We start from the raw sequence: 11,900 nt of genomic DNA, 5'->3' as shown, positions 1-11,900 counted from the left end.
TTGTGGAAGGCAAAAAACACATTTACCCGCCCCGGAGAGCGGATAAATGTTTAAACCGTTAGTTCGAATCGCCGAGCTTGACGCCTTCTTTCTTGTTGTACCGCTCGGTTGCTTCCTTGATGATATCATTTCCGCCTTTGGCTTTCCATTCCTCCAGCACCTTCGGCCAATCGGAGATCGGTTCTTTGCCGTACACCATTTTGAGCATATGGTCGAGGATGACCGGCGGCATATCGGAGAACTTCAGCCCGGCATCGGTGAATTTGGCGCTGGACGTAAGCTCCGGTGCGAACGAAATACCGTCCCGGCCTTCTTTGGCCACGATCGTATCGAATTGTTGGATCAGCTTCTTTCCGTCTTCCGTCTGGCTCAGCAGCGTACGGTTCAGAGCCGTATCCTCGACCAGGCGCAGAATGACCGAGCGGAACTGCTCCTCGTACGTTTCTTCCGGCGTTTTAGGCTGCTTGTAAACCACTTTGCCGTCCTGCGTCTGATACGTGTCTCCTTCGATCCCGAAGTTGAAGAACTTGTCGCCCTGCTCGGTCACCATGAAATTGAGCATTTTGACGATGGCGGCCGCTTTTTCCTTGCTCGCCTTGCTGTTGATATACGACAAGCCGCCGGTGTAGCTGTATTTCATCATGCCGCCCTTGCCGTCGTCTCCTACCGGTGACGGAATGATGACGACTTCGGATTTCGGATTCGTGACCTTCGTCGTGTTGATCCACGTCATGAGCAGGTTGGCGTTATGATTCCAGATGCCGGACTTGCCCGCATTGATGTTGTTCGTCCATTTGTTGCCGTCCACGCTGGCGAAATCTTTCGTCATCAGCCCTTCGTCGTACATCGTTTTGTAGACCTGGAGGGCCTTCTGCATTTGTTCCACCTTGAAAAATTTCGGTACGACTTCGTCGCCGATTTTCTCGAACATCGTGCTGTAAGGCATCACATCGTAGGCGCCGAAAATAAAATCGGAGTAGACGAAATTTTGCCGGAAAGCGAACGGCTGCTCGACCCCGTTCTTTTTCATGGCCCGCAGCACATTCAGAAACTCGTCGATCGTCTTCGGAGCCGGCAGCCCCGTCGCGTCCAGAAGATCCTTACGGATAAAAGTGGCTCTGCGGGTCGGTACCGATAAGTATTCCGGAATGGCGTAGATTTTCCCTTTGTATTTGACTTCCTCCCACGCTTCTTTTGGAATCGCTTTCAATAAATCCTGGCCGTATTCTTTCAACAGATCGTCAAGCGGCATGAACAGCCCGCCTTTTATCGCGCCAAGCATATCCGGCCCTTCCGGGAACATCCCCTGGATCGTATTCATGACGTCGGGGAGGTCGTTGCTGGCGAACATGAGAGCCGTCTTGGGCTTGAATTCGGCATGCGGCACCAGCTTGATATCCAGCTGTACGCCGGTCATCTCGCCGAGCTTTTTCACCCATTTGTCGTTGTTGATATCGGTGCTGGCGAGCGCATATTTGTTCAAGGAATCGCTCAGCGACAAGGATACTTTCACCGGTCCGGGCGGTTCCTTCGGACTCGCCCCTTGGCCCGAGCAGGCCGTCAGAGCCAAAGATGCGGTCAACGTGAGGAGCAGCGCGCTTTTTTTCCATCTTTTCATGTGGACATCCCCCTTAAGGTGCGTGTGTCTAACCTGATTCATAGCATCTTGAATCCTGGGATTAAGACTTGATCGATCCGATCAGCATGCCTTTAATAAAATGCTTCTGCAGGAACGGGTAGACAAGCATGATCGGGATCGTCGCAATGACGATAACCGCCATTTTGAGGCCTTCCGGTGACAAGTTGGCTATGTCGCCCGCCGTATTGGCAAGGTCCGAAGAATCCGTGACGACGTATTCCCTCAGCTTCACCTGGAGCGGGAACAAGGCCCGTTCGTTTATATAATAAAGCGCGTTGGAATAGTTGTTCCAGAGGGCTACGGAATAAATGATGCTCATCGTGGCCATCGCCGGCTTCGAAAGCGGCAGAATCATCGTCCACAGGATGCGCAGCTCCCCCGCCCCGTCTATCCGCGCCGACTCGATCAGTTCGTTCGGGATCGACTGGAAGAAAGAGCGCATCACGAACAGGTTAAACGCGCTGATCGCGCCCGGGAGCATCAGAGCCCACAGGCTGTCGAGCATTCCCAGCGAGCGGATGAGCAGGTAGTTCGGAATCAGCGGCGCGTGGAAGATCATCGTGATCAGCACGAGCACGAGAATCCCTTTGCGTTCCCTGTATTCGGACCGGGACAGCGGATAAGCCAGGCTGGCCGTCATCACCAGGGCGATCAGCGTCCCGGCGACCGTAACGAGAGCACTGATGCCGAACGCCCTCCAGATCGCCGACTGCTGGAGCACGGTGGTATAGTTCGACAGCGTCCAGTCGGAGGGCCAAAGCAGTACGCTGCCGCTGCTGAGCGCTCCGGCCCCGCTGAACGATTTGGCGACGATGTTCAGGATCGGCAAAATCATGGCAAGAGAGATCAGCAGCAGGATCACGGGATTCAGCAGCGCCGTCTTGCTTTGTTTTTCCAAGGGAGACAAGCTTGTTCCTCCTTCCTAGTATAATCCTTCTCCGGTAGTTTTTTTGCTGAATTTATTCGCCGATACGATTAACACGAAACCGATTAAGGACTTGAACAGGCCGATTGCCGTCGTGTAGCTGTATTCCCTCTGGATCAGGCCCACTCTGTAGATGTACGTGTCGAGAATATCGCCGCTTCCGTTCGTCAACGGATTCAGGAAAACGAAAACCCTTTCAAAACCGAGATCCAGAAAATTCCCGATCTGCAGCAGAAACAGAATCGTAATCGTCGGCATGATCGACGGAATCGTAATCGAGAACGTCTGCTTCCACCGGCTCGCTCCGTCCATCTGCGCGGCTTCGTACAGATCGGGGTTGATGCCGCTCATGGCCGCGAGATAAATGATCGTGCTCCATCCCGCGTCCCGCCAGATTCCGGAGCTTACGATAATGGAGCGGATGTACGAATCCTCCCCCATAAAGTACACCGGTTCCCGGCCGAAGAGGCCCAGAATGTAGTTGATGGCTCCGCTTGTCGGGGACAGAAGCTCGATCACAATTCCGCCTACGACGACCCAGGAAAGGAAGTGCGGCAGATAAACCGACGTCTGGACAAAGCGTTTGTAAGCCGCATTGCGCAGTTCGTTCATCATCAGCGCCAGAATGATCGGAATCGGGAAGCCGAACAGTAGCGTGTAAAACCCGATGGAGAGCGTATTCCCCAGAATACGCCAGAAATCCGCATACTCGATCATTCGCCTGAAATTGTCGAGTCCGATCCAATCGCTTTGCCAGATCCCCGCGAAGATGTTGTAATCCTGAAACGCCATCACAGATCCCGTCAGCGGGATGTATTTGAAGATCAGGAAATACGCGATACCCGGGAGTGACAAGAGGTATAACACTTTGAACCGGCTGTAATAGGAGAAAAAACCGGCCTTCTTCCCCGTACGCTGTCTTTTCGCTTCGGCTCCGAGACCGGCCCCGCTGTAGCTCACATTCCATCACCCTTGCTTTGTTTGGTATGATTGAAGTGTACCTTACGGGCCGCTCAATCGGGATACCGTGACTTAACATGAGTTATCTTTTTTTAAGGTCCCGCAATTCCTAAGAAAAAACATCATGGGCCCCGTGGTATAGTAAGCATAACTTCAACCGCACCGTGTTAAGACATGCACACTATTCACGGAGAGGAGGTAATGACGTGCCGACTAACCTTCCTGACGAGCCGAATAAAAAAGCGGCGGCATCCGGACCGGAATCCGATTTTCCCGCAGGCCTGTCCAAGCCCGCACTCCGCGCGCTTGCCGGAGCCGGCTTCCTGCGGCTGGAGCAGCTGACCCGGGTCACCGAGAAAGAGCTTCTGCAGCTGCACGGCATGGGTCCCAAAGGGATTGAACTGCTGCGCCCCGCCCTGGCGGCCAAAGGACTGTGTTTCGCAGCAGCAGCCGGAGCATCCAGAACATCCGGAACATCGTCCTAAACAAACGCTGAAACCGCCGATTTCCGTGCGGAGAAAGGCCCGAGACATGGAGTACTATAAGCCCATCGACATTGCCCGACAACTGAACATCAGCACGAGCGCCTTGCGGCATTACGAATCGTGGGGCGTCGTTCCGGCGCCGGACCGGGCCGCGAACGGGTACCGCCTGTACACACGGATGCATCTGGCGTATTTCCGCTGTCTGCGCGCCATGTTCCCCGCCTTCGGCGTCGGACTTAGCTGCGATGTGCTTCGCCATATCCAGCGCGGCAATATGGACGGCGCGTTCTGGCTCGTCAGCCATGAACAGTCCGTCCTCCAGCATGAAAAAGCGGTGGCCGACAAGACACTCGCTCTCCTCCAAGACCCCGAGCTGCCGATCCTTGCCAATAAAAAGCTGAAAAACTCGATGACCATCGGCGAAGCCGCCTCTCTCACCTGTGTCCAGGATTCCGCCATCCGCCATTGGGAAAAGGAGGGGCTCCTCAAACCGGGAAGAGATCCGGACAACGGGTACCGGATTTTTACGCCTATGCACATCCGGCAGATTCTGCTGATCCGCACGCTGCGCAGAACGGTTTACTTCCTGGAAAGAATGAAGGATATCGTACAAGCCGTGGAACACCAGAGCATCGAGAAGGCGAAAAAAGTGACGGAGCAAGCGCTTCATAGCATTCATGAAAGGAACCGGCAGCAGTTCCGGGCTGTCTCTGAGCTCGTCGAGCTTTGCAAAGAAGTCGGATTAATGGAACGGGATTGACCTGACCGCCCTCCCCCTTTCATCTCCATACAAAAAACCGCCCGCTTCCTTCAAAGGAAGCGGGCGGCGGTTCTATGAGCCTTCCTATGCGTATACGTGCCGGACGTACGACAGGAACAGGCTCCTTTCTATTTTCAAAGCATGCTTTACCGGCAATCGTAAGTTCACTCTTGTACTACTCTTGTACGCCTTTAGTTCCTATGCGCAGTCACCGTCCGGGATGAACGGCTCAGCGCCGGTCGGCGGCTACTTCAAGATTTTACTTGCTACGGCAGAGAGATCCTGATTGTCGATTTTACCGTCCTTCTTGATGTCCAGGTGCTTAACCTGCTCCCAGTCCGGACTTTGTTTCGTTTTTCCGTACGGAGCCGCCACGATGGCCAGGTCACCGACGCTCACTTTGCCGTCTCCGTTATAATCGCCTGGAACCGATCCCGGGGTTTGTACGGTCAGAGACGAAGGCGCGGCCTCCGCTTCTTTTCCTTCGCGGTCGCCCATCACCGCACTCGTGACGGAGACGACTCCTTTGATCGTCTGATTGTCCTTTTTGCTGCGGAAGGTCAATTCGAGCAGCTTGGCGGGACCCGTCACGGCATGGCTGTCACCTTGACTGGCCATCAGCAGCCGGAGCTGTCCCGGCGTTTTTTTGTCGGTTTCAAGCAGGGAGATTCCGTCCATGACAGGCTTCGCGGACACAAAATCCATAAAGGCGGCGTCATATTCGACTTTAAGATCTTGCGCGTATACCGCCTGCGATCCTCCGGTCAAGCCATAGGTCACGGAGAACTTCTCCCCCGCCGGAACCGTTCCGCTGCCTGTCAATACGGTCTGCCAGCCCGTCTGGCCCGCCGCAATCGTCACCGTTACCGTGGCAACGTTGGAATCCGTCTTGCCGTCGCTGGCTTTGAACGTGAACGTATCGGTCCCCGTCTGTCCCTTACCCGGCGTATACGTGAACGTTCCCTTGGACGCGTCCGTCACTTGGGCATTTCCTTTGGCGCCGTTGCGCACAATGCTGTAAGTCAGCGCATCGCCGTCGTCGTCCGTCGCTTGAAGAGCACCGGAGACGGGCGTATCCGGCGCTGTGCTAAGCGCGCTGTCCGAAGCGACCGGAGCCCCTCCGGCTGCCGGTCCGTTTTTAGTGAACTCGTAAAGTTTGTCGTACACGCCGCGGATTTCCGGATCGGAGCTTGCCGCCGACTGGGCCATGACCGGCCCGCTGCCTTTATAATAAGCCTTGAAGGAGTTCCCCTTAAAGCCGAACTGCTCGCCCGCATCCAGGTATTCCAGGAATCTCTTGCGGAATACGGCATCGGTCAGCAACCGGTCGTCGAATTCAAGCTCGACGCCCATTCCGAACCGCTTGGCCGTTTCGGCCGCGTCTTGCAGGCGGTCTATGTTCAGGGGCTCGAAATAATAGTTCGGCTGGAAAGTGACCGCGTCAAACCCGACATCCTTCCACATGTAGCTTTTGTACGCGAGGAAATGGGGAATCCAGAACGACTTCAGCCCTTTCTCGTGAACGAGACCGTTCGTAAAGCGCAGAAGATCCGGCCCCGAGCTGCTCGTTCCCACCTGTTCCTGCAACCAGTAGTAACCGGAAAGCTCCAGATTGGAATAGTGCTTTTCTTCGAACTTGCGGCTGACCTCGTCGATCCACCAGCGGATCACCTTCTGCCGGTTGGCGATGGCTTTATCCTTGCCGACCGCGCCCTCGTTGAAATTCTCGGTGACGCCGTCTCCGTCGATATCGCCGAAATCGGTTGTATATTCGCCCGGATTAGGGATCATCATGACCGTTTTCGTTTTGTGGCCGGGCTGTCCCAGCTTCTGGCCGACTTCCTTCGTCGCTTCGTTAAGCTGCTCCAGGTCTCCCTGATCCGCGAACGTTTTATCCAGGTACCATTTCCAGTCCGTCAGCAGCGCCCCCCCTTCTCCGAAATCGCGTCCTTGTGGCGACTGCAGGCCGAGGACAAGGGCTCCGTCAAAAAACCAGTCGACGGGCTTTCCTTCCTTGTTCACATAGCCGATCTCGGGAACCAGTTTCTCCTTCGTCATTTTGACGCCGTCCGAGTAGTATCCGTTGTACAGTAGCGACAGATTGCGGATACCTGCGGTGTTTTCACCGGGCTGCATATAATCGAAAGCTTCCGCAGGCACCTGCTTCGCCCCTTCGATTTTGCCGTCGGCTCCCCAGATCTCGATCTCGTCGATAAACTCCCACGCCTTCGGATGCATGGAGAACGCCACTTTGACATAACGGGCATAGGCCATCTTCGCATCGGAGCCCGCATTCGGGATGCCGTCCTTGCTTCCGTCCCACGTATAGAACTGGTCGACAGGCGGACCGTCCGTCCACAAATGCTCCGTCGCCTTATGGGCTACCGTTCCCCAGTTCTGCTTATCGTCGGACACATACATGGAGACCGTCAGAGGGAAAAGAACCGCCGATCCCGGCCAATCCTGCAGAAAATGCGCCCGGATCTTGGAAATAGACTTGGCTTCGCCCAGATCAAAGACGATTTCACGGGTCTGCTTATTTAAGCTTCCGACCCAGGACGGGTCCGTCACATTCGCGCTGCCGATCACTCCGTCGGTAAGCTTGCCGGACGGATCCGGATAGTTTGAATGAGGAGCTTCGGACCATTCGTACTTCAAGCCTTTGGCAAGATTGCGCACTTCCGGCTGAGCTTGGGCGCCGTATGCCTGGGGAAGCATCGTAGCCATCAAGGTCACTCCCAGTGCCAGCGATAACCATTTCTTCTTCGAACTCATAATTTCCCTCCTAAAATGGGTGATATGAAAGCGTCTACAATGTAACCTTAAGAGACGCGCCTCTTGAATAAAAGAGATAACTTCCGACTTTTATATACACTTCTTTACTTCACGCTTTCAAATCGTGTGTCCTCAAGTTTTTGCATAATAGGGCCTTTTTGGCTTTCCGATCTCTTCCCTCCAGCCGTAATTTACACGCGGAACGGCAAAAAAGCCGATTACCGCGGCCTGTCGAAAGCCGGCTATTCGGTTTGGCTGTTGGGATCGGCCGCTGCCCTCCTCCCGCTTTTTCTTACCGTTACGGGCTGGTCTTCTCCACTTTGTTAGCCAGCGAAATCCGGTCAAACCATTGGCAAAAAGACGAGTCGGATTGAGCCTCGGATGGGCAGACGCATAAGCAACTGTCTTGATCTTGAATAAAGTGTCGTAGTTCCCATTAGAAAGGCAGGACTGCGATCCATGTTGAAAGCAACCCTTATCCCAAGAAAATCACCACCGAAAGTCATTGCTACGATTCCTGTAAATTCTCCCCTTCATGTTGCCATTAACCGCAAAACGAACCGGGTGTTCGTAACCCGGAGCTTGGATGCGCTGGCGGTAATCAACGGCTTTACCAATCGTGTCATTAAAACCATACCTATCGAAAACGCGCCGAATCACCTGGTGGTCAACGCACGGAAAAACCGTGTTCACACGTTAAACACGGCAGTAACGGCGAATCCCCGCGGACTTACCGGAAGCGTGAGTCTGGTGAACGGCGCGACGAACCGGCTGGTATCATCCGTTAACGTCGGCAAGGACGGCGCGGCTATCGCCTTGAACGCCGCAACCAACCGGGTGTTTGCCGTCAACGCGGGCAGCGACTCCGTCACCGTGATCAACGGACGCACCAACCGGGTCATTACAACCGTTAAAGTAGGCGACACGCCGTTTAACGCGGCCGTCAATCCGTTCACCAACCGGATCTTTGTGTCCAACAACAGCGCCGGCACGGTTTCCGTCATCAACGGAGCCAACAATAAAGTAATCGCTACCGTTAAAGTAGGCACAGGACCGGACACCATCGCGATCAATCCCCTGACCGACCGGATCTTTGTCGCGAATACGAACAGCAGCTCCGTTTCGGTCATTAACGGAAAAACGAATAAAGTCATCAAAACAATCCGTGTGGGCGCATTTCCTTCCGACATCAAAGTCAACCTAAAAACCAACCGGATCTACACCGCAAATTCGTCCGGCAATACGGTTTCCGTCATCAGCGGAAAAAAACTGTCGGTTATCGACACGATCGGAGTCGGGAGCCAGCCGTCCGTTCTCGGTATCGATACAAAGAAGAACCGCATCTTCGTCGCTAACGCTTCTCCGAATCTATCGAGAGGAACCGTTTCGGTCATCAGCGGTTTCAAGAACAAGGTCATTGCCACCCTTACGGTCGGTGCCCAGCCGTCGGACCTCAGCGTCAATTCCAAAACGCACCGGGTGTATGTGACCAACAGCAACGGTGACAGCGTTTCGGTTATCCGTTCGTAATCCGCGCGCAAAGTTTACCCCCGGGCCTGACTGCCGGCAGGGAGCAAGGAAGCCCGGCCTCATTCATTCGAATGAACGGCCGGGCTTCTCAATCCTCTTGAGGTGCCGCATGCATAAAAAAGATGACTCCCGAATATTCGGAAGTCATCCTGGGACTAACGGTCAGCGGCGGCTGTTATGGAATCACTTTCCATACGCCGGAGTTGCTGCCGGGTGTTTCGCCCTGCGTCCACCACTTGGCTTCGTAGTTGACGCCGTTGTACGTCACCTTGCTTCCGCCCGTATAAGCGGTCGAAGCGTTCCAGGCCGGATAAGTCGTGCCAACGCTTGTCGTGAAGCTCGCGGTGTTGCTGGCAGCCGATACATTGCCCGCAGCGTCAACGGCTTTGACCGTGATGGCGTAGGCCGTGTTGGCCGTCAGACCCGTCAAGTTGAAGCTGAGCGCTCCGCTGGTCGTGCCGATTTGAGTGGAACCGTTGTAGATCCGGTAGCCGGCTACACCGACATTGTCGGAAGACGCCGTCCAGGATACGGTTGCGCTTGTAGCGGCAACATTGGAAGCCGTCAAGCCTGTTGGCGCCGTCGGAGCTGACGTGTCGGGAGTTCCCGGAGATCCGCCGAAGTTCACGTCGATTACGTTGTAGAAAGCGTTGGCCGTATCGGAGATTTCCCAAACGGCAAGGATTACTTGATAGCCCGTTCTGCTCGGAACGTTACACGTGTCGGAGTACGAACCGGAAGGTTGTCCCTTGTACGGAACGTTGCAGAAAGGCGTCAGGTCGAAGGAAGCGCGGCTCAGAGGCGCATTCGGGTTCCAGTCCTGCTTCGTGATGTAGTATTTCCAAGCGGCCGTCGCGTGCGGAACTTTCAGCGTCCAGTTGAAAGTCGTCGGGCCCGGGCTGAGGTTTACTTTGGTCCAGCGGGTGGACGACTGCTCGTCGAGCGGTGCGAACAGACCGTTCGCGCTAGCGATTTTACCGTCGGCAGGTCCCGCGGCGGGGAAGCCTTTAAGCGCTTCGAGGCTGTAAGGCTCGTAAATAATCAGACCGCAATTTTTGTTCACTCCGCTGGCGCAAAGAGCGGCGCGGCTGGACGGGTTACTGACATACCCGTGAGCGGAAGCTTTATTTTCCAGCAGAAGAAGCATGGCGATGGACAGCATGAGCATAATAGCCCCGGCCGCAAGCATCTTGATCATCCCTTGATAGGGTAAACGAACGGTCACTATAAATTCCTCCTTTTAGTGGGTGATGAAAATGAAAGCGTTTTAACAAATGCCGGCGCTGGAGCCGGGTCTAGCGTTAAGTACAAGCGGGCAGCGGCAAAGATTATCCCTGCGGATACCCCTGCATCCTCCTCCTTTCACGGGATCGCGGCTGGCTGCAAACAAAGCTAACCGCCTCTCTCCTCTTCGCGACAGTGTGCGTAAGCGATTTCATAAACAGCCGGATAGTAAGCTGCATGGCCACAGCCACCCGGCTAGAACGTGGAATCCGGTGCACACGGTCGAAAATACACCTCATATTATACCTCATATTACAAATTATACAAGAACATGATACAACTGTTTGTTTTCTTTTAATGACGACATAATAACGGTTCTTTTCTCCCCATCTAAAAAAGACACACCCGCAGAAAACGGATGTGCTTTGTAATGCCGTTCGGTCGCCGGCAGGAGGAACAGCGCATTAGGGGATCACACCTGCCGCCGGAGCAGGCGAAGCGCCGAGAGGCCGGAGCCGGTCAGAGGTTTCCGTAAGAAGCCGCGCTGTTAAGTTCCAGAGCCGCTTTAACGGCCTCCAGCACCTGATAGCCGTACTTCGTGTCCGGCTCCAGATATGCTCCCTCCGCCCATTCGTTCCAGGCGTTGATAAACAGAAATTCGCTGCCGAAAGTCTCCCTGGCTCTTGCGATTTGCCGGGACAAGTACCAGCCGAATTTCCGCGGAGTCATGCCCAGAGTGCTCTGGCCGTCAACTCCTTTCCGGGGCGTATTATCCCAGTTGACGAAAGCGCCGGGATAAATCACTTCGCCGTCCCTGTGCGGCGTGCGCCCCAGGATGTTTGTCCATGTCCGGTCGTAATCAACGGCCAGATGCCCCTTTCCCATGACCGGGATTTGCAGCCAGGGCGGATGTATGCTGCCGTGGGCGAATGTGTAATGCGGTTCGAACTCCACGCTGGCGTCGAACCCGTGCTGCGTGCCGACGGGGAAACCGCCGAGCGTCCGCACCAGATGAAGCCCCTCCAAGCCGTTGAGGCGCGCCAGGTTTCTCCAGTGGTTGAGCATGGCTTCGCACTTCGGAATGCTCGCGGGCCTGTAAATCAGGAGCACCGGCTTGCCGTCGACGCGGATGTACCGTTTATCCCTGAATGCATCCAGGAGCGCATAGAAGTGCAGACTCCAGTCTGCTTCGTTCCCGTAATCCTGGGGCATCAGCACATCCGACTCCATACCGTCCCATCTCCGTGTCCAAGGCTCGTTGGCCCAGGACAGGCAGAAGGGAAAATCCGGATCCCCGCTCGCCAATATATGCTGAACGGGCTTCTCAAGCAGCCGCTTTCCTTTAAACCAGTAATGGTAATAGCAAAATCCGTAAATGCCGTAGTCCCGGGCTGTCCGGGCCTGCCACTGCCTTGCGCGCGGATCGGTCAGGTCATAATAATAATCGTTCAGCGGGGCTCTGGGCTGACTGTGATGCCTGTATAACGAAACGGATTTCTTTACGTTCGTCCACTCCGTGAAGCCTTTTCCCCACCAGCGGTCGTTCTCCTCAATCCGATGAAACTGGGGCAGTAAAAAGGCAATGAGCTTCAACGTCTATCC

General features: G+C 54.9%; 9 protein-coding genes. 3 read left to right on the top strand and 6 right to left on the bottom strand.

The annotated features are described in order from the left end of the window. Positions 1-58: 58 nt before the first annotated feature. From ABH899_RS13975 to ABH899_RS13965, 3 genes are all read right to left on the bottom strand, one after another. Positions 59-1,618, bottom strand: coding sequence for a type 2 periplasmic-binding domain-containing protein (locus ABH899_RS13975; protein ID WP_369997092.1), 1,560 nt, complete (start codon positions 1,616-1,618; stop codon positions 59-61). A 61-nt stretch (positions 1,619-1,679) separates the two neighbouring features. Then, positions 1,680-2,546, bottom strand: coding sequence for a carbohydrate ABC transporter permease (locus tag ABH899_RS13970; protein WP_009673943.1), 867 nt, complete (start codon positions 2,544-2,546; stop codon positions 1,680-1,682). A 15-nt stretch (positions 2,547-2,561) separates the two neighbouring features. Beyond that, on the bottom strand, positions 2,562-3,524 hold the full coding sequence (locus ABH899_RS13965; RefSeq protein WP_369997089.1) for an ABC transporter permease: 963 nt from the start codon (positions 3,522-3,524) through the stop codon (positions 2,562-2,564). A gap of 206 nt (positions 3,525-3,730) precedes the next feature. Here ABH899_RS13965 and ABH899_RS13960 point away from each other — a divergent pair, with 206 nt between their 5' ends. Together ABH899_RS13960 and ABH899_RS13955 are read left to right on the top strand one after the other, a co-directional pair. Next, positions 3,731-4,009, top strand: coding sequence for a helix-hairpin-helix domain-containing protein (locus ABH899_RS13960; RefSeq protein ID WP_369997087.1), 279 nt, complete (start codon positions 3,731-3,733; stop codon positions 4,007-4,009). A gap of 46 nt (positions 4,010-4,055) precedes the next feature. Next, positions 4,056-4,769 (top strand): TioE family transcriptional regulator, encoded by a 714-nt coding sequence (locus tag ABH899_RS13955; RefSeq protein WP_369997085.1) that lies wholly within the window; start codon positions 4,056-4,058, stop codon positions 4,767-4,769. Between the two features lie 246 nt (positions 4,770-5,015). Here the strand turns inward: ABH899_RS13955 and ABH899_RS13950 are convergent, their stop codons facing one another. Continuing rightward, positions 5,016-7,544: a DUF4855 domain-containing protein gene (locus ABH899_RS13950; RefSeq protein ID WP_369997082.1), complete on the bottom strand. Its 2,529-nt coding sequence runs from the start codon at positions 7,542-7,544 to the stop codon at positions 5,016-5,018. Between the two features lie 459 nt (positions 7,545-8,003). Between ABH899_RS13950 and ABH899_RS13945 the strand changes: the two genes are divergently transcribed. Continuing rightward, positions 8,004-9,074: a YVTN family beta-propeller repeat protein gene (locus tag ABH899_RS13945; protein ID WP_369997079.1), complete on the top strand. Its 1,071-nt coding sequence runs from the start codon at positions 8,004-8,006 to the stop codon at positions 9,072-9,074. 175 nt (positions 9,075-9,249) lie between these two features. Here the strand turns inward: ABH899_RS13945 and ABH899_RS13940 are convergent, their stop codons facing one another. Both ABH899_RS13940 and ABH899_RS13935 read right to left on the bottom strand, forming a co-directional pair. Next, on the bottom strand, positions 9,250-10,299 hold the full coding sequence (locus ABH899_RS13940; RefSeq protein WP_369997076.1) for a lytic polysaccharide monooxygenase: 1,050 nt from the start codon (positions 10,297-10,299) through the stop codon (positions 9,250-9,252). A gap of 518 nt (positions 10,300-10,817) precedes the next feature. Beyond that, positions 10,818-11,891, bottom strand: coding sequence for a glycosyltransferase WbsX family protein (locus ABH899_RS13935; RefSeq protein ID WP_369997074.1), 1,074 nt, complete (start codon positions 11,889-11,891; stop codon positions 10,818-10,820). Between the last annotated feature and the right edge of the window lie 9 nt (positions 11,892-11,900).

Origin of the sequence: Paenibacillus sp. RC84, assembly GCF_041260495.1 — a bacterium.
In the GTDB taxonomy this organism is placed as follows: Bacteria; Bacillota; Bacilli; order Paenibacillales; family NBRC-103111; genus Paenibacillus_F.
The sequence above is the reverse complement of the archived record's forward strand: the minus strand, read 5'-3'. Positions and strand labels throughout refer to the sequence as shown.

Coding starts and splice junctions, on each gene's coding strand:
- ABH899_RS13975 (WP_369997092.1), bottom strand. CDS start 1,618: ATGAAAAGATGGAAAAAAAGCGCGCTGCTCCTCACGTTGACCGCATCT.
- ABH899_RS13955 (WP_369997085.1), top strand. CDS start 4,056: ATGGAGTACTATAAGCCCATCGACATTGCCCGACAACTGAACATCAGC.
- ABH899_RS13950 (WP_369997082.1), bottom strand. CDS start 7,544: ATGAGTTCGAAGAAGAAATGGTTATCGCTGGCACTGGGAGTGACCTTG.
- ABH899_RS13945 (WP_369997079.1), top strand. CDS start 8,004: ATGTTGAAAGCAACCCTTATCCCAAGAAAATCACCACCGAAAGTCATT.